The sequence below is a fragment of the Cutibacterium equinum genome (assembly GCF_028021195.1).
In the GTDB taxonomy this organism is placed as follows: domain Bacteria; phylum Actinomycetota; class Actinomycetes; order Propionibacteriales; family Propionibacteriaceae; genus Cutibacterium; species Cutibacterium equinum.
In genome coordinates this window covers 1923300-1946086 of sequence record NZ_CP115668.1, presented here as the reverse complement: position 1 = coordinate 1946086, position 22787 = coordinate 1923300, and the positions used below count along the sequence as shown (strand labels likewise).

Here is a 22787-nt window from a genome sequence, read left to right as displayed (position 1 = left end):
GGTGACGGTTTTCGTCGTCGGCCCCGCAGAACACGCTGGGACGCGCCGTCTCGCCACCCCAGCGCCGCCGTCAGGAGTGTGACTGGCTGGTTGTCGTGAAGATTTCGCGTAGCAGATCGATGCTGTGCTCGGTCGCACGCGACAAGATCTCGGTGTCGTCGTCATGGCCGATGGGGTGGCCGGAGAAGATGTGGACGACCGACGGGTCGGTGCCGTCGATCTGACCGCCCCGACAATCGGTCACCCATTGACCATTGCCCAAGGAATCCACCCATCCGGTCGGTCCCGAGACGCGACCGCGATCAACGTGCTCCACCTCAGCGAGGACGAACTGGGCACGGTGGGGTGGCAGACCGGTGACGAATGCCGGCGGGCACAGGGCGTCGACGAGGGTCAGGCAGGACCCTTGGTCGGGGGAGTGGATGCCGGTGACGTCGCTGACGAGGTAGTTGGACCGCTCGGTGAACACCGCCCCCGGACAGTCGGGAATGTGGAGGGTGTCACAGAACTGGGCCAGGCTCTCGCAGGTGCGTTCCACGATCTCGGCATGGTGTGCGGCCAACGGGCCCTCGTTTTGCAGGGCGGCGAGAAGAACCTCGTGGTTCTCGTCGGTGGCGGGGGAGTGCGTCAGAACTCGGGAACTGACCAAGGATTTGCTGACGCCGACGGTGAGCTTTGACGTGACGCCCACAGAACCCTCGACGAGGTAGGTGTACGCATGGGGGAAGCGGCTGTGGAGGGTCTCGACGATCCATCGCGGATCGACGGGTGAGGCCGCCTTGGCCTCGAGGTCGCGCATGAGGACGATCTGCTCGAGGTCGTCAGGGCCCATGATGTCTTGGACCTGTTGGGCGATGAGACGCCATTGCTGCGCAGTGACAACGCCGTCGTGCATCGTCACTGCGGTGGGGGACGGCGGCGCGGGCTGCGGGCGAGGCGGGTCCTCGTCAACCGATCCCCAGGACAGCTGGGTCAACCAGGAGTAGCCAGGCCAGCGGCCGATGATTGTCTGCGGCACGATCATGACCGAGCGAGATGATGAGCGGTCGGGATCGAAGGTGAAGGACCCGAAGGCAACCGGGCCCGTCGCCTCCGCACCGGGCATCTCGGTCTCGTGCTCGAGATCGTCGCACAGGGCCTCCCACCAGACGTCGGCCGCAGTAGGGGAGTCGGTCTCGAAACGGGTGATCTCTCCCAGGCCGACCATGCCGTAATCGCGGTGCAGGAAGCACACCGAGTCGTGGGGTGTCATGTAGGTCTCGAGCGGTCCGGGGTCCGGAATCGAGACGGTGCGAGCGCGTAGGCGGGTGGAACCTGGGTTGAGGATCACCTCCGCAGAATAACTGAGGGCGTGCCGTGTTGTGTGCGCTGTCCACGGCGGGTCGGAGGTCTTCGCGTTCGCGGTAGGGACAACGGACGGCCGGTGGGGCCTCGGGGCGGACCCAACCAGCCGCCAGCGCCGTCGGTGGCCCTCACGTTCTCCTCGCCCAGTCAGCCTCCGGAGACTGGGCGGAGCTGCACGCGAGCTTCACCGTCTAGACTCACCGGTGCACATCGCCGGGATCCCGGCGCGATTTCCTGGTTTCCATAGGAGGGGCCCACGTGACGAGCCAGATCGAGTCCGACGTCGTCGTTGTCGGTGCTGGGCCTGGTGGCTCGGCCACTGCGGCACACCTTGCCCGCAGGGGATTGCACGTCACCTTGTTGGAGAAGGCGACCTTCCCGCGTGACAAGGTCTGTGGTGATGGCCTCACCCCTCGGGCCGTCAAGCAGCTCATCCGACTGGGCATCGACGTGTCCGAGGAAGCCGGATGGAAGCACACCGAGGGGCTGCGGATCCATGGTGGACGCATCGCCCCCTTCGTCCTTCCGTGGCCCGAACTCTCCGATTACCCAAACTTCGGCATGGTGTGTCGTCGCAGTGTCCTCGACGAGAGGCTGGCTCGCCACGCCGAGTCCCAGGGTGTCACCCTGGTTGAGGGCGCCAATGTCACCGAGCCGATCCTTGACCCGCGCGGCCGTGTCCGCGGGGTGCGTACCGACGACGACAGGGTGTACTCGGCACCCGTCGTCGTCGCTGCTGACGGCAATTCCTCCCGCCTCGGGTTGGCCATAGGTCTGCGCAAGCGCGACGACCGTCCGATGGGTGTGGCGGTGCGCGCCTACTACCGTTCCCCGCTGTCGGAGTCACAGCATCTGGAGAGTTGGGTGGAGCTGTGGGACGGCGCGCCGCATGCCTCGGACTTGCTGCCCGGATATGGCTGGGCATTCCCCGAGGGGGACGGGACGGTCAACATCGGTTTGGGAATGCTCAACTCTTCTGACGCTTTCGGCAAAACTGACTACCGCCGTCTCATGAAGCGCTGGCTGTCCCACATGCCTGCAGAGTGGACCCTCGACGAGGAGCACCGTGAGGGGCCGATCCGAGGCGCTGCGCTGCCGATGGCTTTCAATCGTCAGCCGCATTACCTCAATGGTGTGTTGCTGGTGGGTGACGCCGGTGGCATGGTCAACCCCTTCAACGGGGAGGGCATCGATTACGCCATGGAGGCTGGCGAGATGGCTGCTGATGCCATTGCGGAGGCTCACTACCGTGGCCACGGCACGCCGGCAGCCGAGAAGGCGCTCCAGGGGTACCCCCGCGCGCTGCAGGAGAGCTTCGGTGGCTACTACCGTCTCGGGACGATCTTCGTGCGGCTCATCGGGGACCCACGGGTCATGAAGATCTGCACCACCTACGGCCTCCCGCGTCGTCGACTCATGAAGTTCGTCAACAAATTATTGGCAAATCTCACAGATTCCCGGGGCGGAGACGTGGACGATCGTATTATCAACGTTCTGACGAGGATTGCCCCGTCAGTGTGAGCTCAGTGGCCGCCGATGTCCGTCTGACGACACATGATCAAGACTTAGGGTACCCAAAGTACCCGATTGTCAAACGGGAGTCGTAGGGTCAGAGCCAATGGTGCTGACCAAAGGTGGTGAGATGAACGGATACGCTCCCCTGGTGGGGATGATCATCCTGGGTGCGATCTTCGTGCTCGCGACGATCACAGTCAACGTCCTTCTTGCGGTGAAGCGACCCAACCGCGCCAAGCACGAAATCTATGAGTGCGGCATTGAGCCGACGCCACAGCCGGCTGGTGGCGGAAAGTTTCCGGTGAAGTTCTTCGTCGTCGCGATGCTCTACATCGTCTTCGACATCGACATCATGTTCCTCTACCCGTGGGCCGTCGATTTCAACCATCTGGGGGTCTTTGCCCTGGTCGAGATGGTGCTGTTCGTCGTGATGGTGTTCATCCCTTACCTCTACATTCGCCGCCGTGGTGGCCTGGACTGGACCTGATCTCTGGTCGCGGCTCGTGAGCCGCACCCCATCAACGTTCGAGCGGCCCGCTGCCGCGTCAGTCAACGTCTGAAAGGAAGGACGCACGAGATGGCTGAGTACGACGCCGATGTCCCAGCTGGAATCGTGATGACCTCGATGGAGGCCATCGTCGGATGGCTGCGCAAGACTTCGTTCTGGCCCCTGACGATGGGCCTGGCCTGCTGCGCCATCGAGATGATCTCCTATGGCGGCCCGCGTGCCGACGCCGCCCGCTGGGGTCACGAGGTGTTCCGTGCCTCTCCCCGTCAGGCCGATCTCATGATCGTCTCGGGCCGCCTGAGCCAGAAGATGGCTCCGGTGGTTCGTCAGCTCTACGACCAAATGCCTGAACCCAAGTGGGTCATTTCGATGGGCGCGTGCGCTTCCTCGGGCGGCATCTTCAACAATTACGCCATCGTCCAGGGCTGTGACCACATCGTCCCGGTGGACGTCTACCTGCCAGGCTGCCCACCCAGCCCCGACATGCTCATTGACGCCGTGTTCAAGATTCGTGAGCAGATTCAGCACTGGCCGCTCATGGGCCACATGTCCGAGGTTGAGGCCGCCAAGGAGAAGCGGGCCATCGAGGCCCCGACCACCCTCGAGCAGAAGGGGCTCATGCGATGAGTGACAAGCCGACCCCGCGTGGTGCCGCCGGTGGCTCGGACTCCGGGGACCGTATTCCCGACGGGCGTAACTTCCTTGACGCCGGCAATCCTGACCAGGCCCACACCCCGGCCAAGGGGGCTGAGTGGACCCAGGAGGATCGCCGCATCGACACCCGCAAGGGGATGTGGGCAGCAACCTCCGGCCCTGGCGACACCTCTGGCTATGGCGGCATCGTGCGCACCGTCGAGATGCCGGGCAATTCCGAGCGTCCCTACGGTGGCTGGTTTGACGAGGTCGCCGACCGGATGGAGGAGCTCGTCCCAGGGTTCTCCGACGGCCTGACTCTCGTTGATCGCGGCGAGATCACCTTCTTCGTGCGTCCCGACAAGCTGCTCGAGCTCGTCAAGGCCCTGCGTGACGACGCGGCCCTGCGCTTCGAGAGCTGTTCGTGTTTGACCTGTGTGCACTACCCGCACATGGCCGGTCGCGAGATGCACGTCGTCTATGACCTGTTGTCGATGACCCACAACCGTCGCATCCGCCTCGAGGTCGCGCTGGCTGACCCCGGACAGGAGGATATGGTGCGTACCGGTCACAGCGACGTCGACTCCCTGCCCCACGTCCCCAGCATCGTGTCGGTCTATCCGCACGTGGACTTCCAGGAACGCGAGGCCTGGGACATGTTCGGCGTCATCTTTGACGGCCACCCGGCCCTCACTCGCATCCTCATGCCCGACGACTGGGTCGGCCACCCGCAGCGCAAGGATTACCCGCTCGGTGGCATCCCGATCGAGTACAAGGGTGCTGTCGTGCCACCGCCGGACCAGCGCAGGAGCTACAACTGATGAGCGAGAACCACGAGTACTTGTCCCAGGGCGGCGACTGGGCCCAGATCGTCGACGAGGCTGCCGAGCGGGGCGACGAGACCGTCGTCGTGAACTTCGGGCCGTCTCACCCGTCCACCCACGGCGTCATGCGGCTCATCATCGAGCTCGATGGCGAGTCCGTGACTGACCTTCGCGTCGGTATCGGATTCCTCCACACCGGTATCGAGAAGAACATGGAGTTCCGCACCTGGACCCAAGGTGTGACCTTCATGACGCGATGCAATTACGTCGCGAACTTCTTCAACGAGCTGGTGTACTGCCTGGCTGTCGAGAAGCTGCTGGGTATCACCGACGACGTCCCGGAGCGGGCCAAGGTTCTGCGGGTCATGATCACCGAGCTCAACCGCCTGTCCTCCCACCTCATCGCGGTGGGTACCGGCGGCCTGGAGCTCGGCGCATCCTCGGTGGCCGAGGTTGGCCTCAGGGAGCGCGAGATCATCCTGGAGTTCAACCAGGCCGTCACCGGACTGCGCATGAACAATGCCTGGATTCGTCCTGGCGGTGTTGCCACTGACCTGCCCGAGACCGGGTTGGACCAGCTGCGTGACCTCATCAAGCGCATGGAGAAGTACCTGCCCGAGATCGGCCTGTTCTGCAACGAGAACCCGATCTTCAAGGCCCGTACCAAGGGCATCGGTTACGCCGACCTGTCGACCTGCATGGCTCTCGGCGTGACCGGCCCGGCCTTGCGTGCCACCGGCCTGCCGTGGGATCTGCGCAAGACCCAGCCCTACTGCGGCTACGAGACCTACGACTTCGACGTCCCGACCTGGGACACCTGCGACTGTTACGGACGCTTCCGTATTCGCCTGGAGGAGATGGACCAGTCGGTGCGCATCCTCAAGCAGTGCCTCAAACGCCTCGAGGACACCCAGGGTGATCGTCACATGGTGGAGGATCCGCACATCGCCTGGCCGGCAGAGCTGGCGCTGGGCCCCGACGGCCAGGGCAACTCCAACGAGCACATTCGCCACATCATGGGCGAGTCGATGGAGGCCCTCATCCACCACTTCAAGATCGTCACCGAGGGATTCCGGGTGCCCGCTGGTCAGGTCTACCAGGCCATCGAAGGTGCCGGCGGCGAGCTGGGTTGCCACCTCGTCTCGGACGGCGGCGTGCGTCCCTACCGGTCTCACCTGCGTGACCCCGGATTCATCAATGTGCAGTCCCTGCCCGCCCTGTGCGAGGGCGGAATGCTTTCTGACGTGGTGCCGTCCCTGGCATCCCTGGACCCCGTCATGGGAGGAGTCGACCGATGAGCGATCGCGAACCCGTCAACCTGGGATACCCCTACGTCGAGTCCTTCCACTCGGACTTCTCGGGCAGCGGCGGAGTCGACCAGTCGGACCGTTCCACCAACATCGACGAGCACACCATCGAGGAGATGCGCCAGATTGCCTCGCGCTATCCCGATGCGCGCTCGGCCCTGCTGCCGATCCTGCACCTGGTGCAGTCGGTGGACGGGCGTGTCTCCCCGGTCGGCATCGAGACCGCAGCCGAGGTGTTGGGCATCACCACCGCCCAAGTTTCCGGAGTGGCGACCTTCTACACCATGTACAAGAAGCATCCGGCCGGCCAGCACCACATTGGTGTGTGCACCACCGCGCTGTGCGCCGTCATGGGTGGTGAGGAGGTGCTCGCCCGAGTCGAGAAGAAGCTCGGCATCAAGGAGGGTGAGACGACTCCCGACGGCAAGTTCTCCCTCGAACGGTTGGAGTGCAACGCCGCCTGTGACTTCGCCCCGATCATGATGGTCAACTGGGAGTACATGGACAACATGACCCCGATCCGCGCCGAGGAGATCCTCGACGCCCTGGCCCGCGACGAGGAGGTCCACTCCACCCGCGGTGCGAAAATCACCAGTTGGCGTGAGGCCGAGCGAGTGCTCGCAGGCTTCCCCGACGGCCGGGCCGACGAGGGCCCCAGCGCCGGTGAGGCATCCCTGCAGGGTGTGCGACTGGCCAAGAAGAACGGCTGGAAGGCTCCAGACCCGAACAACCTGCCCGCTCCTGAGCCCGTGGAGGAGGAGAAGTGACCGATCCGCTGACTCCGGTTCTGTCGGCCAACTGGGACGACGAGCGTAGCTGGAAGCTGCTCAACTATGAGCGTCAAGGCGGCTACACCGGACTTCGCAAGGCCTTGACGATGCAGCCAGACGAGGTCGTCTCGCTGGTCAAGGACGCCAACCTGCGTGGCCGTGGTGGCGCCGGATTCCCCACCGGCATGAAGTGGTCCTTCGTCCCCAAGGACAACCCGAACCCGACCTACTTGGTCGTCAACGGTGACGAGTCCGAGCCGGGCACCTGCAAGGACATGCCGCTCATGATGGCATCCCCGCACACCCTCGTCGAGGGAGTCATCATCGCCGCCTACGCCATCAAGGCGAAGATGGCCTTCATCTACATCCGAGGCGAGGTGCTCCACGTCATCCGCCGTGTTCAGCAGGCGGTGCGCGAGGCCTACTCGGCCGGATACATCGGCAAGAACATCCTCGGTTCCGGTTACGACCTCGACATCGTCGTCCACGCCGGTGCCGGTGCCTACATCTGCGGTGAGGAGACGGCACTGCTGGACTCCTTGGAGGGACGCCGTGGCCAGCCGCGTCTGCGTCCTCCCTTCCCTGCTGTCGCCGGTCTGTACGCCAGCCCGACGGTCATCAACAACGTCGAGTCCATCTCGACGGTGCCGTCGATCTTGCGCAATGGCAAGGAATGGTTTAAGTCGATGGGCACTGAGAAGTCTGACGGCTTCACCATGTACTCCCTGTCAGGCCATGTGGCCCACCCTGGCCAGTACGAGGCCCCGATGGGCATCACCTTGCGCCAGTTGCTCGAGATCTCCGGCGGCATGCGTGAGGGCCACGAGTTGAAGTTCTTCACCCCCGGTGGTTCCTCGACCCCGCTTCTCACCCCGGACAACCTCGACACCCCGCTCGACTACGAGGGAATGATGGGGGTCAAGTCGATGCTGGGCACCAAGGCGCTGCAATGCTTTGACGAGACGACCTCGGTGGTCCGCGTCACGCTGCGGTGGCTGGAGTTCTACAAGCACGAATCCTGTGGCAAGTGCACCCCGTGCCGTGAGGGCACCTGGTGGGTCGTCCAGATGCTGCGTCGCATCGAGGCCGGCGAGGGCCAGGAGGGTGACGTCGACAAGCTCATGGACATTGCCGACAACATCGGCGGTCGTTCCTTCTGCGCCCTGGCCGACGGTGCCGTGGGCTGTCTGCGAGGAGCGATCGGCCACTTCCGCGAGGAGTTCGAGGCCGGCTGCCGTGGCATCCCCGCCTGGCAGTACCTGCCCTACGAGCGCAGCTCGACCTTCACCGATGCCGACCGCCGAGTCCTGGAGGGGGCCGGAGCATGAGCGAGAACAAGCCCGTCGAACTCGTCACCTGCACCATTGACGGTCAGCAGGTCAGTGTCCCCAAGGGAACCCTCATCATCCGCGCTGCTGAGTCCATCGGCACCGCCATCCCCCGATTCTGCGATCACCCGCTGCTCGATCCGGCCGGTGCCTGCCGCGAGTGCCTCGTCGAGATCCCCGACGCCGGAAATGGCCGTGGCTTCCCCAAGCCACAGCCCTCGTGCACCATGCCGGTGGCCGAGGGGATGATCGTCAAGACCCAGGTCAGCTCCGAGATGGCCCGCAAGGCCCAGGAGGGGATGCTGGAGTTCCTCCTCATCAACCATCCGCTGGACTGCCCCATCTGCGACAAGGGCGGCGAGTGCCCGCTGCAGAACCAGGCCATGGCCAACGGGCGCGGCGAGTCCCGCTACGGCGGGGTGAAACGCACCTACCCCAAGCCGATCAACATCTCGGCCCAGGTGTTGCTGGACCGCGAGCGCTGCGTGCTGTGTCAGCGATGCACCCGGTTCGCCGACCAGATCGCCGGAGATCCCTTCATCAACCTGCAGGAGCGGGGTGCCGTCTCCCAGATCGGGGCCTACGAGGGTGACGACTTCAACTCCTACTTCTCGGGCAACGTCATCCAGATCTGCCCGGTGGGAGCTCTCACCAGCACCGAGTACCGCTTCCGTTCTCGTCCCTTCGATCTCGTCTCGACGGTGACGACCTGTGAGCACTGCGCTGCCGGGTGCCAGCTGCGCACCGACCATCGTCACTACGAGGTCAAGCGTCGCAACGCCGGTAACCTGCCCGAGGTCAACGAGGAATGGAACTGCGACAAGGGCCGCTTCGCCTTCCGCTACGGCCGTGGTGACGACCGAGTGACGACCCCGCTGGTACGCCGCAACGGAGTCCTGGAGAAGGCGTCCTGGGTTGAGGCTCTGCAGGCGGCAGCCGCCGGACTCAAGGAGGCTGGCACCAGCGTCGGCGTCCTGGCCGGTGGACGCCTCCCGGTGGAGACCTGCCTGTCCTGGTCCCGGTTCGCACGAGTCGTGCTCGGCACGAACAACGTCGACTTCCGTTCCCGTCCCCACTCGGCCGAGGAGGCCGCTTTCCTGGCTGCCACGGTCGCCGGACGCAGCCTCGAGGAGTCGGTGACCTACGCCGACCTCGAGAAGGCCTCGCGGGTCGTCCTGGTGGACCTGGAGCCCGAGGACGAGTGCCCGATGATCTTCCTGCGGCTGCGCAAGGCGTGGCGACGCAAGAAGGTTGCCGTCACCGTGGTCGGCACTCACCTGTCGAATGGCTCGGCGAAGTTGGGGGCCGAGTTGGCCCGCTGCCTGCCCGGCCAGGAGCCCCAGGTCGTGGAACAACTGGTCGCCGACGGCATGATCGGTGAGGGAACCATCGTGCTGGTGGGGGAGAGGGCCGCCACCCGGCCTGGGACCCTCTCGGCCATCGCCGCCCTCGACTCGACGGTGCGCGTCGCGTGGGTGCCTCGCCGTGCCGGTGAGATCGGCGCCATCGAGGCTGGTCTGCTGCCGCAGCTGTTGCCCGGTGGGCGTCTTGTCGACGACGCCAAGGCTCGCGTGGACATCGCGGCCGCCTGGGGGGTCGACAACCTGCCGACCACACCCGGCCTCGACACCGCTGGAATGCTGGCTGCAGCCCGTGACGGCAAGCTCTCGGCCCTCGTCGTCTCCGGTGTGGAACTGGCTGACATGCCTGATCCGACAGGGGCCCGTGAAGCCGTCGAGAACTGCGGCTTCGTGGTCTCGGTGGAACAGCGATTCTCCGAGGTTGCCGAACGCGCCGACGTCGTCTTGCCGGTGTGCCTGCTCGAGGAGACCTCGGGAACCTTCCTCAACTGGGAGCATCGCCCCGGCCGAGTGCGCGTGGTCAACAAGCAGGCTGCCACCCCGATGAACGAGATTCGCGTCCTCGACGCCCTGAGTTCGCAACTGGGATCGGCCTCCGGGCTGGCCACCGTCGCCCAGGCTCACAAGGCCTGGCGGGACCTCGGCCAGTGGCAGGGCGGGCACCCGAAGATGGAGTCGACCTCCCCGATCGTGCCACAGACCCCCATGGTCGAGCCGGGTTCCGTCGGCCGTGTGGTGGAAACCTGGCGGCAGCTTCTGGAGGGATCGGCGAGCCTGACCGGTGCCGACGCCCTGCTGGCGACCGCCCCGGCTCCCGTCGCCGTCGTCAGCCCGCTGACAGCCAGTCAACTCGGCGTGACCGACGGACAGCTCATCGACGTTTCCGGGCCCATCAGCCTGCGACTTCCGGTCAAGATCGACACGACGATGTCGGCCGAGGCGGTGTGGATCCCGTCGCTGCGAGGCGACTCGACCTCTCCTCAGGCCCGCACCACCGTCCCCGACGCTCCCGGAACCGTCGTCTCGCTGAGTGCCGTTGAATCCGATACTTCCCGAGAGGCAGGTGTGGCATGAGTCCCCTCGAGGCCACCATCGACCCGGTGTGGCTCATCATCGTCAAGGTTGTCATCCTCTTCGTGATCCTGCTGGCCTGGACCATCTTCAACGTGTGGTTCGAGCGCCGCGTGCTGGCCAAGATGCAGAACCGCATCGGCCCGATCATGAACTCGGCGTGGGCCGGTGGTGTGTTCCAGGCCGTCGGTGACGGCTTGAAGCTCATCTTCAAGGAGATGCTCACCCCCAAGGGTGCCGACAAGATCGTCTTCAATCTGGCGCCGGTGATCGCGGGTATCGCCTGCTTCGCGTCCTGGTCGGTCATTCCGCTCGGTGGTGAGGTGTCGATGTTCGGCCACACCACCAGACTTCAGATCACGGACGTGCCGGTGGCTGTGCTGTTCATCCTCGCGGTGGCGTCCATCGGCATCTACGGGGTCGTGCTGGCCGGGTGGTCGTCGGCAGGCACGTACTCCCTGCTCGGCTCGCTGCGCTCCAGCGCCCAGATGATCTCCTACGAGGTCGCCATGGGCCTGTCCTTGGTGACGGTGTTCATCTTCTCGGGGTCCATGTCGACGTCTGCGATCGTGGAGTCCCAGGCCAGCCATCTGGTCGTCGGCGGATTCGACACCCACATCGCCGGGCATTATTGGCTGCTGCTCATCCCGAGCTTCATCATCTACGTCATCACGATGTTCGGTGAGTCCAACCGTCTGCCCTTCGACCTGCCCGAGTGCGAGTCGGAGCTGGTCAGTGGTTACATCACCGAGTACTCCGGATTCCCCTACGGCATGTACTTCCTGGCTGAGTACATCAACATGGCCACCCTGTCGGCTGTCTGCACCACCCTGTTCCTGGGTGGCTACCGCGCCCCGTGGCCGCTCAACTACCTCGGTGTCATCGATTCCGGATGGTGGGGTCTGCTGTGGTTCTTCCTCAAGACCCAGTTCGTCATCTTCTTCTTCGTGTGGGTACGAGCTGCCATCCCGAGGTTCCGTTACGACCACTTCATGGATCTGGGCTGGAAGGTTCTCATCCCGGTGTCCTTGGGGTGGGTGCTGCTGGTCGCCGCGTGGCGAACCGTCCTCAACCAGGGCTGGGGTCGCAACCCGATCTTCATGGTCATCGTCGGCGTCATCGTCGTCGCCCTGTTCATCTGGGCGTTCGCGGGAGGCAAGGACGAGTCCGAGTCCGAGGCGGCCAGTGAGGAACCCTTCGACGCCTTCGCGGGCGGTTATCCTGTGCCGCCATTGCCACATCAGGTCCAGGCCCCGTTGGCGGGGGCCGCGACGGCCACCTCGGTGGCGCGACGAGACCACGACGAGAACGGAGGTCTGTGATGGGAGCCTGGTCAGGATTCGGGATCACCTTCGAGACGATGTTCCGCAAGCCCTTCACCCAGGGATACCCGGAGAAGGGCAAGGAAAAGCCGATGCCGCCGCGCATGCACGGCCGCCATCAGCTCAACCGCTGGCCTGACGGGCTGGAGAAGTGCGTGGGCTGCGAGCTGTGCGCCTGGGCCTGCCCGGCTGACGCCATCTACGTCGAGGGTGCCGACAACACCGACGAGGAGCGTTACTCGCCCGGTGAGCGTTACGGCCGCGTCTACGAGATCAACTACCTGCGATGCATTCTGTGCGGAATGTGCATCGAGGCCTGCCCGACTCGTGCCCTGACGATGACCAACGACTTCAAGATGGCCAACACGACTCGCGCCAAGCACATCTGGACCAAGGATGAGCTGCTTGCCCCGCTCAAGGAGGGTATGGAGACCCCGCCCCATCCGCGCCGTCTGGGTGACGACGAGGACGACTACTTCAACGGCCTGCCTCCCTCCGGTCAGGATGACGTGCGAACTGGCCCGTCCGCCGATGCCCAGCGCGACCAGCGCGACGATGAGGGGGCAGGGCGATGACGGCGTTCCTGCTTTCGGCTCCCACGAGCGGGCTCGTCCCGATGGTGACGGCCTCCCAGTGGGCGTTCTGGTTGCTGGCCCCGATCATGGTGCTGGCGGCCTTGGTGATGGTCTTCGCCAAGAAGCCCGTTCACTCGGCCCTGTCGCTGGCCGTCGTCATGATCTGTCTGGCCGTCCAATACGCCAGTCAGGAGGCGCCATTCCTCTTCGTGGTGCAGATCATCGTCTACACCGGCGCCATCCTCATGCTGTTCCTCTTCGTCGTCATGCTCGTCGGCGTCGACGCCACAGATTCCCTCAAGGAGACCCTCAAGGGTCACAAGGTGGCGTCCATCATTGCCGCGCTGGCCTTCCTGGCACTGCTCATCCTGGCTGTCGGTAATGCGGTGACCACCGGCGTGCTCGGCACCGATCAGCCGCTCGGGCTGCACGATGCCAACGCCGCTGGCGGGGGCAACGTCAAGTCCGTCGCCGAACTGGTGTTCACCAAGTACGTGATCGTCTTCGAGGCCACCTCGGCCCTGCTCATCACCGCTGCCGTCGGCACCATGGTGCTGGCCCACGGTGAGGCTGACGAGAAGAAGTCCCAGCGTGAACGGCTCACCGACCGCATGGCTGCCTACGCCGAGCACGGTGCCCATCCCGGCGTTCGCCCGAACTCCGGCGTATACGCCCGCTCCAACCAGATCGGTGCTCCCGCCCTGCTACCTGACGGCACGGTCGCCCAGGATTCGATCTCGGGAACACTGGCCACTCGCGGCGCCATCATCGACGCCGGGGAGTTGAAGGCTCCGACTCATCGGGCCTTCGCCTCGATCAGTGCCGCCCGCCACGAGGCACAAGGAGAACTCGAATGAATCCGAATGACTACCTGGTGCTCTCGGCGATCCTCTTCGCCATCGGCATTCTGGGCTTCCTGACCAGGCGTAATGCCCTGGTGGCCTTCATGTCGGTGGAGCTGATGCTCAACGCCGCGAACCTCGCGCTGGTGACCTTCTCCCACGTTTACGGTTCCCTCGACGGACAGGTCGGGGCGTTCTTCGTGATGATCGTGGCGGCGGCCGAGGTGGTCGTCGGTCTGGCGATCATCGTCACCATTTTCCGTTCCCGTCGCACGACTTCGGTCGACGACACCAACCTGCTGAAGTTCTGAGGGAGGTACCGTGACTGTCCTGGAAACTGGCCTGTTCAACGTGGCCTGGCTCATGATCGCGGTGCCGCTGGTCGTCGCCGCGCTGCTGCTGGTGCTCGGGCGCCGCAGCGACGCCTGGGGGCACCTGTTGGCCACCCTGGCCCCGATCGTCTCCTTCGTCATCGGGTTGGTCCTCTTCATCGACCTGCTGGGCCGCGATGCTTCCTCCCGCGCCGTCGAGGTGGGGGTCTACCAGTTCATTGACGTCGGATCGTGGGATCTGAGGGTGGGCCTGCTGGTCGATCAGCTCTCCATCCTGTTCGTCCTGCTCATCACCTTCGTGGGCTCCCTGATCCACATCTACGCGATCGGGTACATGGCCCACGACACTGATCGGCGTCGTTTCTTCGCCTACCTCAACCTCTTCATCGCCGCGATGCTGACGTTGGTGCTGGCCGACAACTACCTCATCCTCTTCGTCGGCTGGGAGGGAGTCGGTCTGGCCTCCTACCTGCTCATCGGCTTCTGGTTCGGTCGTCCGGCCGCTGCCCGGGCAGGTAACAAGGCCTTCATCATGAACCGCATCGGTGACCTTGGTCTGACGATGGCGATCTTCACCATGCTGGCCCAGTTCGGCAGTGTGCGTTTCGTCGATGTCTCGGCCCAGGCATCCGGGTTGACGTCAACCTGGGCCACCCTGCTGGGCTTCATGCTGCTGCTGGCTGCCTGTGGCAAGTCGGCTCAGGTTCCGTTGCAGGCGTGGCTGCTGGACGCCATGGAGGGCCCGACCCCCGTCTCGGCCCTCATCCACGCCGCGACGATGGTCACCGCTGGCGTCTACCTGGTGGTGCGCTCCCATGCGATTTACGCCCAGACGGGAACGGCCTCCCTGGCCGTCGCGATCGTCGGTACCGTCACCCTGCTGTTCGGTGCCTGGATCGGTTCGTCCAAGAAGGACATCAAGAAGGTTCTCGCCGGATCGACGATGAGCCAGATCGGCTACATGATGCTGGCTGCGGGCCTCGGCCCGGCCGGTGCCGCCCTGGCGATCTTCCACCTCATCACCCACGGTTTCTTCAAGGCCAACATGTTCCTGGGGGCTGGCTCGGTGATGCACGGTACTGGCGACGACACCGACATGTACCACTTCGGTGCACTGTCGAAGGTCATGCCCGTCACCTTCTGGACCTTCGCCTGCGGGTACCTCGCGATCATCGGCATCCCCGGCACCTCGGGATACTTCTCCAAGGACCACATCATCGAGGCCGCCTTCGACAAGGGTGCGGTGTTCGGTGTGCTGGCCCTCATCGGTGCCGGCATCACCGCCTACTACATGACCCGCCTCATGGTGCTGACCTTCCTGGGATCCCAGCGGTGGCGTGAGGACGTCCACCCGCACGAGTCCCCAGCCACCATGACGATCCCGCTCATCGTGCTGGCCATCCTGTCGATCTTCGCAGGTGCCTTCATGAACAACTGGATCGGTGACTGGTTGGCCCCGGCCACCGGTGCCCAGGTCGAGCACGTCGGCATGTGGCACATGGGCGTGATCGGCATCATCACCCTCGTCGTGGTGATCCTCGGCATCCTGGCTGGCTGGCTGCTCAACCGTCACGACGTGCCGAGCGAGGAGCCTGCCACCCGCGATCCGCTGCTCATCGCTGGTCGTCACGACCTGTTCGGCGACGATGTCAACGACGTCGTCATCGTGAAGCCGGGACGCTGGCTGGCCGGTGGGGTCAAGGGCTTCGACCGTGCGGTCGTTGACGGTCTGGTCAACGGCGCAGGCTCGGTCACCACGGCCTGTTCCCAGATCGTCCGCAAGGTCCAGAACGGTTACGTGCGTAGCTACGGCCTCATGATGGTCGTCGGCGTGCTGGTCGTCGGACTCGTCGTCGTCCTGGGCCGGATGGCCTGAGCGCAGGAGGAGCTGACATGTCTTTCCCGATCCTCACCGTGATCGCCCTGCTGCCGATCGTCGGCGGCATCATCACCATGATGATGCGCGGGGCCGCGGCCCGAACCACCGGCATGGTGTTCTCCCTGGCGACCCTCGTGTTGGGCGTTTACGCCTTCATCCGTGGCGTCAATGGCACTGATCTGGCTGAGACCCACCGCTGGATTCGCGCCATCGGTGCCTGGTACGCCCTGGGTGGCGACGGGCTGTCCCTGACGATGATCCTGCTGGTTGTCATCCTCGTCCCAGTCGTGTTGCTCGCCGAGTGGCACGTGGGTGACGACGAGACGGCCCGTTGGTCAACCGGAGCCTTCTTCGGCCTGGCCCTCATGCTCGAGGGACTGGCGATCTACTGTTTCGCCGCCACCGACGTCCTGCTGTTCTACCTCATGTTCGAGGCCACCCTCATCCCGATGTACTTCCTCATCGCCGGATGGGGAGGTCCGCGACGGGGTCGTGCCGCCATGAAGTTCCTGCTGTACTCCCTGGCTGGTGGTCTGGTGATGCTGTTCGCCGTCATCGGCGTCGGTGTCCACGGCGGGTCCTTCCTGCTGAGCGACCTGGCCACGGTGGACTTCTCCGGGGCCATCGGCAAGGAGCTGTTCGTCGGCTTCTTCATCGCCTTCGCGATCAAGGCCCCGATGGTTCCGGTACACACCTGGCTGCCTGACACCGCCGAACAGGCCACCGCTGGGACGTCCTCTCTGCTCGTCGGTCTGCTCGACAAGATCGGCACCTTCGGAATGCTGAGGCTGTGTCTCGGCCTGTTCCCGGCTGCCTCGGAGTGGGCCACCCCGTTCGTGCTCACCCTGGCGATCATCTCGGTGCTGTGGGGCGCCATGATGGCCGCCACCTCCAGCGACCTCATGAGGTTCGTCTCCTACACCTCGGTGAGCCACTTCGGCTTCATGGTCATCGGCATCTTCGCCCTGACGACGACCTCGATCACAGGCTCGATCTTCTACATGTTCAACCACGGCTTCTCCACCGCGGCACTGTTCCTGGTGCTCGGATTCCTGGTGCGTCGCGGCCAGACGGCGAAGGTCGACGCCTACGGCGGGGTCCAGAAGGTCGCCCCGGTGCTTGCAGGCACCTTCCTCTTTGCCGGGCTGGCGACCCTGTCGCTGCCGGGCACGGGAAACTTCGTCAGCGAGTTCATGGCCCTGGCAGGTGCCTGGTCGCGTCACCCGGTGTACGTCGCCGTCTCCACCATTGGCATGGTGCTGGCTGCGGTCTACGTCCTGGTGACCTACCGGCGCACGATGACCGGCCCGGTGCAGGGAGTTTCCGAGAAGGTGAGCGACCTCGATGGTCGGGAGAAGCTGGTCCTTGCCCCGCTCATTATCCTGCTGCTGGTCTTCGGTTTCTTCCCGCGGCCGATGCTGCATGCCATTGAGCCGGCGGCCACGGCGACCATGATTCAGGTTCACGCCACCGATCCGGCACCCGTTGTCAAGGAGGGCCTCAAGTGAATCCCGTCCTGTTGATTCCCGCGCTCGGGTCTGTGGCGCCCCTGGACGTCGCGGCCCCGCACATCGAGTACGGCCCACTGACTCCGGTCTTCGCCTTGATGGCTGGCGCCTGCCTGGCGGTGCTGGTGGAGGCCTTCGTGCCCCGCTCGCCTCGTCGCCCGACCCAGATCATCCTGACGGTCGCCACCCTCGGTGTGGCCATCGCCTCGACGCTGTCCATGATCGCCAAGGACACCCGGATCGTCGCCGGTCAGTCAACCCTGGCCCTTGATGGTCCGACCCTGGCTACCTGGGTGCTTTTGCTGGTGACCAGCCTTGGCGCCGTGGTGCTCTTCTCCGAGCGAGCGGGTGGCACCCAGACCGCGTTCGTCGCCAGCGCATCCTCGGTGCCTGGTTCTCCCCTGGAGGCCAAGGCCGAGCAGGAACATCGTGAACACACCGAGGTGTACCCGCTGTTGATGTTTGCGGTGCTGGGCATGATGTGCTTCGCCGCCGCCGACGACCTCATCATGATGTTCGTCGCCCTGGAGATCTTCTCCTTGCCGCTGTACCTGATGTCGGGGATGTCGCGTCGTCGTCGACTCCTGTCCCAGGAAGCCGCACTGAAGTACTTCCTGCTGGGTGCGCTGTCCTCGGCCCTGTTCCTCTACGGCATTGTGCTGCTGTACGGCTGCGCAGGCAGTTTCAAGCTGGATGCCATCGCCGCGGTGGGTGTCACTCAGGTGGGTTCGTCGAAGCTCATGGTCGCCGGCATGGTGCTGGTTTCCGTCGGACTGCTGTTCAAGGTGGGCGCGGTTCCGTTCGCATCCTGGACCCCTGACGTCTACACCGGTGCCCCGACTCCGGTCAGTGGCTGGATGGCGGTGGCCACCAAGCTCGTCGCCCTCGTCGGTTTGATGCGCGTGCTCTACGTCGGCCTGGGAGCGATGAGGTGGGACTGGCAGATCATCCTCGCTGTGGTCTCCGTGGCATCCATGGCTGTCGGCGCGGTCGTCGGCCTGGCCCAGACAGACATGAAGCGTCTGTTGGCCTACTCCGCCATCGCCCACGCCGGGTTCGTGCTGGTGGGCATTGTCGGCGCCTGGACGATCCAGACCGGGATGGCCCCGGGACAGACCGGTTCGGTCTCCTCGGTGCTGGTGTACATGACGGCCTACGGTTTGTCCTCGATCGGCTTCTGGCTGCTCATCCTCATGGTGCGTCGGGCCGGCGGTGAGTCGACCGAGATCGACTCCTGGGCTGGTCTGGGCCGTCAGTACCCGTGGTTCGGTGTTCTCGTCGTCATCTTCGTGCTGAGCTTCGCTGGTATTCCGCTGACAGCGGGATTCACCGGCAAGCTGGTGGTCTTCCTGGCCGGATGGCGTGGCGGATACGCCTGGCTGGTGCTTGTGGGGGTGCTGTTCTCCCTCGTGGCGGCGGCCTTCTACCTGCGCATCATCGTCGTGGTGTTCTTCGGTAACCCGAAGGAGGAGGACGATCCCGTCGAGGTCGCCGATCCGTCCGTTGCGGGGTGGATCACGCTCATCATGTGCGCGGTCTGTACCGTCGTCATGGGTGTTGCTCCGCAGCCGATCATCGATCTGTTCAACCAGGCGAGCACTTTCCTGCGCTGAGTTAGTCACGGGGCCGGGGTCGCCGTCCAGAAAGGTCGCGACCCTGGCCTTGTCGCAACTGTGGATGGTCTCAACCACATTTCAGCAAGACGTGAGGCCCGTCCAACCAGTAGTGTGGAGTATGGCCGTGTCATGGAGAGACGACGGCCGGACGAGTACCGAGCACAGGCCCGGTCAGAAGAGGAGAACCGTGTCGTACAGCGCCAGCAGCGAGTTCACTGGTCTGGTGACCGCGAAACTTGCCCTCATTGAGGACGAGCTGACTCGTCAGGCCGGCGCCGACACGCCATTTGTCACCGAGGCGGCGAACCACATCATTTCCGCAGGTGGCAAGCGGTTCCGTCCGCTGTTGGTGGTGCTGTGCTCCCAGTTCGGTGACGAGGTCGACGACGACGATCTGGTGCGCGCCGCTGTCGTCATGGAGCTGACCCATGTCGCATCCTTGTACCACGATGACGTCATGGACGAGGCGTCCAAGCGCCGCGGTGCTCCTTCTGCGAACCTGCGCTGGGGCAACTCCGTGGCCATCATGGTTGGTGACTACCTGTTCTCCCGCGCATCCCTGGCCGTGGCCGGGCTGGGCGTCGACTTCGTGCGCCTGCAGGCCAAGACCTTCTCCCGCCTGGTGCAGGGCCAGATCGCCGAGACCCGTGGCCCCTCCGAGGGGGAGGACCCCCTGGCTCATTACCTCAAGGTCGTGGCTGACAAGACCGGCTCCCTCATCGCCGCTTCCGCCGTCTCCGGTGGGATGGTCTCCCATGCCTCCCCCGAGACCATTGCTGCCCTGGAGCGGTTTGGCGAGGACATTGGCGAGGTCTTCCAGCTTGCTGACGACCTCATCGACATCACCTCGACGGCCACCGGCAAGACCCCCGGCACTGATCTGCGCGAGAAGGTCCCGACCCTGCCGACCCTCATGCTGCGGGCATCTGAGGACCCGGCCGACGCCGAGCTCAAGAGGATGCTTGACGCCGACCTGTCTGACGACGCGATACTGGCCGACGTGCTCGAGAAATTGCGCGCCAACCACGTCATCGAGGAGGCCCGCGTCGAGATTCAGCGGCGCGCCGACCGAGCTCGCGCCCATCTGGCACCGCTTCCTGACGGGGAGGCCAAGCAGGCCCTCATGGAACTGTGCGACGAAGTCGTGTCCCGTTCGTCCTGACCAGGAGCACGTGCGAAACCGCCATTTTCAGGAGGCATCGTGTCACGTCATCTTGACCTCATCGGCATCGGCCCCGGCAACCCGGACTGGTTGACCTTGGCCGCCGTCGACGCCATCCAGCACCTCGACGTCCTCTTCGTCGTCCTCAAGGAGCATGACGTCGACGACCTCGTGGAGTTCCGGCGCCAGGTGTTGCGCCGACATCGTCCGCAGGCCGACGCCGACGGTCTGCGCATCGTCGAGCTTCAGGACCCGCCGCGCCCCTGGCAGACCGCCGAGAATTACAAGGAAGCCGTCGCCCTGTGGCGTCGTCAGCGCCTTGACCAGTGGACCCACGCCGTCGCCGACAACCTCGCCGACGGTCAGCGTGGTGGATTCCTGGTGTGGGGTGATCCAGGTCTGTTCGAGTCGACCCTGGCCATCGTCAAGAAGCTCATCGCGGCTGTTGACGCCGACGGGGGAGTGCCGATCGAGCTCAACGTCATTCCCGGTATCTCGAGTTCTTTGTCCCTGGCCTCCCGCCACCAGATTCCGCTCAACCGTCAGGGCCGAGCCCTGCAGATTTCCCCGGCTCGTCTGCTGGCCGACGGTATGCCCGAGGGGGTTGACGACGTTATCGTCATGCTGGATGGTCGTCAGACCTTCAGCCTCATCGACCCGACCGGTATCGACATTTATTGGGCCGCCTATATCGGCACACCCGACGAGATTCTCATCAGTGGCGACCTGGCCGAGGTCCGCGACGGGATTCTGGCCACCCGCGCCGAGGCTGAGAAGCGGCTGGGATGGGTCTTCGACACCTACCTGTTGCGCCGCCGCTGACAGGCGCCTTTCAACCACGCTCAGATGGGGCGGACTCCACCTGAACATGCCGACCCGACCGACTGCACCCGTGGTGTGTGCGGCAGGATGGGGCACATGGATAGTGCACTGCGTCCCCGTCGATCCGTTCTGTTCATGCCCGGAGCCAACGCCAGGGCTTTGGAGAAGGCCCGCAGCCTTGACTGTGACGGCATCATCATTGATCTGGAGGACGCCGTGGCACCCGACCTCAAGGTCGAGGCCCGGCAGCGCGCCGCCGAGGTTGTCGAGGGGCACCCCTACGGGTACCGGGAGGTCGCGATCCGCGTCAACGGGATGGACACGCAGTGGTACCACGACGACATCAAGGCTGCCGTCGCCGCTGGTCCTGACGCGATCGCCGTCCCCAAGGTCGGCTCGGCTGAGCAGGTTCGCACCATCGTCGCCGACATGGAGGCTGCTGGGGCCAGCGAGGACATCAAGCTGTGGGCCATGATCGAGACCCCGCGTGCGGTGCTTGACTGCCTCGAGATCGCCGAGGCCTCCGATCGTCTTGCCGTGCTCATCATGGGCACCAATGACCTCACCAAGGAGCTGCGCGCTTCCCACGTTCCGGGTCGTGCCCCTGTGACGACCGCCCTCCAGATGTGCATGCTGGCGGCTCGTGCAGCCGGGGTTGTCATCCTCGACGGGGTCTACAACGACGTTCGTGACGTTGATGGGTTCACCGCCCAGTGCCGCGAGGCTCAGCTCATGGGATTTGATGGCAAGACTCTCATTCATCCGGGCCAGGTGGCCCCGGCGAATGAGGTTTTCGCCCCCGACGCTGGCCAGGTCGAGGAGGCCCGCGGCATCATCGAGGCTTGGGAGAACGGCAACGGTTCCGGGGTCGTCACCTACCGGGGTCGGATGATCGAGAACCTGCACGTCGAGACTGCCCGACGCGCACTGGCGATGGCCGAGGCGATCGCGTCGCGGGGATGATGCTGGATGCGACGTGGGGCTGGTGAGGGTTGGGTATCGTGTGACCCATGAACCTGCTCAGTTATGACCAGATTCTCATGCGGCAGTTAAAGTCTATCCGCACCACTGAATTCACGATCGAGACTCCGGACGGTCAACCTGTGGGACGGGTGGTGACCCTCGGAAGCGGTGTCAAACATCTGTTTATGGGCGGTCGTGAACTCGATGTGTGCGAGTTGGACGGCACCTTGGTGCTCAAGGTTGTGGACCCGGTCAATCTGGGACGCGACCGGATGTCGATTTTTGGCCCCGACGGTTCCCAGATCGCCGAGCTGAGCCAGATATACACGCTGTCCAAGCCCAAGATTGAGATACAGGTGGTCACGGGGGAGCGTCTGGTGCTGCGCGGTGACGGATCGAAGACTGAATTCACGGTTGAGGGTGAGGGCGGCGTGCTTGCCTTCGTGAAGCGGGGCGGCTCGCCGAAGGACTTGATGATGAGACGGGGTAACTATGCCATGACGTTTGCGCCGGGGTCCTCTCCGATGCATCGGGCTGTGGTTATCGGCGCGATGATCGGGTTCAACCTCATGAACGCCAAGGAGCGCTAGCGTAGCTCGTCGTCCTGACAGGATGGTTGTGCTCAGCGGCTGGTTCCGGCCACGTGCTCCAGGCGAAGGAGTGATGCCAATCTCGCTGTGTTTCGATTTTCGAAACACGCTGGTATGCTGCATGGTATGAGCGAGATCAGTGAGCGAGCCCGCCAGGCCGTGGACCAGGATGGACGGTCCCAAATCGAGGTCGCCAACGCGATTGGGCTGTCGCCGTCGAAGTTTTCGAAATCTTTGTCGGGGCATCGCCAGTTTTCGGCTCTCGAAGTTGCTGACCTTGCAGAGACCCTCGGTGTGTCGATGAATTGGTTGGTGACTGGCGAAGAAGACGCCCCGGCCATTGCGGCCCGGCATCGCTATGACGCTGCAAGCCGGGAGTGGAGCTCTGACGCAATGGATGCGGACCGTCAGGTCCTGGAGGACATCGCCCTGATCTATCGGCAGGCATACCGGTGACATCGGTGCACAGGGCAATGTCCCCGGTGCAGGTGCGTGAGATCCTCGGGGAAGGATAC

Annotated in this window: 21 protein-coding genes; 20 read left to right on the top strand and 1 reads right to left on the bottom strand. The window is 64.5% G+C overall.

The features are described 5' to 3' along the window. Positions 1 to 70: 70 nt before the first annotated feature. Positions 71 to 1252, bottom strand: a complete 1182-nt coding sequence (locus O6R08_RS08880) for an isochorismate synthase (protein WP_271419337.1) — start codon at positions 1250 to 1252, stop codon at positions 71 to 73. A gap of 335 nt (positions 1253 to 1587) precedes the next feature. On the opposite strand from O6R08_RS08880, the gene O6R08_RS08875 reads away from it, so the two are divergent. The 20 genes from O6R08_RS08875 to O6R08_RS08780 all read left to right on the top strand — a co-directional run bounded on the left by O6R08_RS08875 (position 1588) and on the right by O6R08_RS08780 (position 22728). Then, positions 1588 to 2865, top strand: coding sequence for an NAD(P)/FAD-dependent oxidoreductase (locus tag O6R08_RS08875; protein ID WP_271419336.1), 1278 nt, complete (start codon positions 1588 to 1590; stop codon positions 2863 to 2865). 97 nt (positions 2866 to 2962) lie between these two features. After that, entirely contained in the window at positions 2963 to 3346 is a 384-nt protein-coding gene (locus tag O6R08_RS08870) for an NADH-quinone oxidoreductase subunit A (RefSeq protein ID WP_271417798.1), read from the top strand. A gap of 90 nt (positions 3347 to 3436) precedes the next feature. Continuing rightward, a complete protein-coding gene (locus tag O6R08_RS08865) occupies positions 3437 to 3994 on the top strand; it encodes a NuoB/complex I 20 kDa subunit family protein (RefSeq protein WP_271417797.1) in 558 nt (185 codons plus the stop codon). Next, a complete protein-coding gene (locus O6R08_RS08860; RefSeq protein WP_271417796.1) occupies positions 3991 to 4821 on the top strand; it encodes an NADH-quinone oxidoreductase subunit C in 831 nt (276 codons plus the stop codon). Before O6R08_RS08865 ends, O6R08_RS08860 begins: the two co-directional genes overlap by 4 nt. Beyond that, positions 4821 to 6122, top strand: coding sequence for an NADH-quinone oxidoreductase subunit D (locus O6R08_RS08855; protein WP_271417795.1), 1302 nt, complete (start codon positions 4821 to 4823; stop codon positions 6120 to 6122). The genes O6R08_RS08860 and O6R08_RS08855 overlap by 1 nt, the downstream gene beginning before the upstream one ends. Further along, a complete protein-coding gene (gene nuoE, locus O6R08_RS08850) occupies positions 6119 to 6898 on the top strand; it encodes an NADH-quinone oxidoreductase subunit NuoE (protein ID WP_271417794.1) in 780 nt (259 codons plus the stop codon). Before O6R08_RS08855 ends, nuoE begins: the two co-directional genes overlap by 4 nt. After that, entirely contained in the window at positions 6895 to 8229 is a 1335-nt protein-coding gene (nuoF, locus tag O6R08_RS08845; protein WP_271417793.1) for an NADH-quinone oxidoreductase subunit NuoF, read from the top strand. The genes nuoE and nuoF overlap by 4 nt, the downstream gene beginning before the upstream one ends. Further along, entirely contained in the window at positions 8226 to 10664 is a 2439-nt protein-coding gene (locus O6R08_RS08840; protein WP_271417792.1) for an NADH-quinone oxidoreductase subunit G, read from the top strand. Before nuoF ends, O6R08_RS08840 begins: the two co-directional genes overlap by 4 nt. Then, entirely contained in the window at positions 10661 to 11983 is a 1323-nt protein-coding gene (nuoH, locus tag O6R08_RS08835; RefSeq protein ID WP_271417791.1) for an NADH-quinone oxidoreductase subunit NuoH, read from the top strand. Before O6R08_RS08840 ends, nuoH begins: the two co-directional genes overlap by 4 nt. After that, positions 11983 to 12558 (top strand): NADH-quinone oxidoreductase subunit NuoI, encoded by a 576-nt coding sequence (nuoI, locus tag O6R08_RS08830; protein WP_271417790.1) that lies wholly within the window; start codon positions 11983 to 11985, stop codon positions 12556 to 12558. Before nuoH ends, nuoI begins: the two co-directional genes overlap by 1 nt. Continuing rightward, positions 12555 to 13415: an NADH-quinone oxidoreductase subunit J gene (locus tag O6R08_RS08825; protein ID WP_271417789.1), complete on the top strand. Its 861-nt coding sequence runs from the start codon at positions 12555 to 12557 to the stop codon at positions 13413 to 13415. Before nuoI ends, O6R08_RS08825 begins: the two co-directional genes overlap by 4 nt. Then, positions 13412 to 13711, top strand: a complete 300-nt coding sequence (nuoK, locus tag O6R08_RS08820; RefSeq protein ID WP_271417788.1) for an NADH-quinone oxidoreductase subunit NuoK — start codon at positions 13412 to 13414, stop codon at positions 13709 to 13711. The genes O6R08_RS08825 and nuoK overlap by 4 nt, the downstream gene beginning before the upstream one ends. A 10-nt stretch (positions 13712 to 13721) precedes the next feature. Further along, on the top strand, positions 13722 to 15608 hold the full coding sequence (gene nuoL, locus O6R08_RS08815; protein WP_271417787.1) for an NADH-quinone oxidoreductase subunit L: 1887 nt from the start codon (positions 13722 to 13724) through the stop codon (positions 15606 to 15608). 17 nt (positions 15609 to 15625) lie between these two features. Further along, complete coding sequence (locus O6R08_RS08810; protein ID WP_271417786.1) at positions 15626 to 17119, top strand: NADH-quinone oxidoreductase subunit M; 1494 nt, start codon at positions 15626 to 15628, stop codon at positions 17117 to 17119. Then, on the top strand, positions 17116 to 18732 hold the full coding sequence (gene nuoN / locus O6R08_RS08805; protein ID WP_271417785.1) for an NADH-quinone oxidoreductase subunit NuoN: 1617 nt from the start codon (positions 17116 to 17118) through the stop codon (positions 18730 to 18732). Before O6R08_RS08810 ends, nuoN begins: the two co-directional genes overlap by 4 nt. Before the next feature lie 190 nt (positions 18733 to 18922). After that, positions 18923 to 19897, top strand: coding sequence for a polyprenyl synthetase family protein (locus tag O6R08_RS08800; protein ID WP_271417784.1), 975 nt, complete (start codon positions 18923 to 18925; stop codon positions 19895 to 19897). Positions 19898 to 19936: 39 nt separating this feature from the next. Beyond that, a complete protein-coding gene (gene cobF, locus O6R08_RS08795; RefSeq protein ID WP_271417783.1) occupies positions 19937 to 20719 on the top strand; it encodes a precorrin-6A synthase (deacetylating) in 783 nt (260 codons plus the stop codon). Between the two features lie 135 nt (positions 20720 to 20854). Next, on the top strand, positions 20855 to 21682 hold the full coding sequence (locus O6R08_RS08790) for an HpcH/HpaI aldolase/citrate lyase family protein (RefSeq protein WP_271419335.1): 828 nt from the start codon (positions 20855 to 20857) through the stop codon (positions 21680 to 21682). Positions 21683 to 21729: 47 nt separating this feature from the next. Next, the gene (locus O6R08_RS08785; RefSeq protein WP_271417782.1) at positions 21730 to 22272 is read left to right on the top strand and encodes an LURP-one-related/scramblase family protein; all 543 of its coding nucleotides are present in this window, start codon (positions 21730 to 21732) and stop codon (positions 22270 to 22272) included. A 126-nt stretch (positions 22273 to 22398) separates the two neighbouring features. After that, a complete protein-coding gene (locus tag O6R08_RS08780) occupies positions 22399 to 22728 on the top strand; it encodes a helix-turn-helix domain-containing protein (protein ID WP_271417781.1) in 330 nt (109 codons plus the stop codon). Positions 22729 to 22787: the final 59 nt, after the last annotated feature.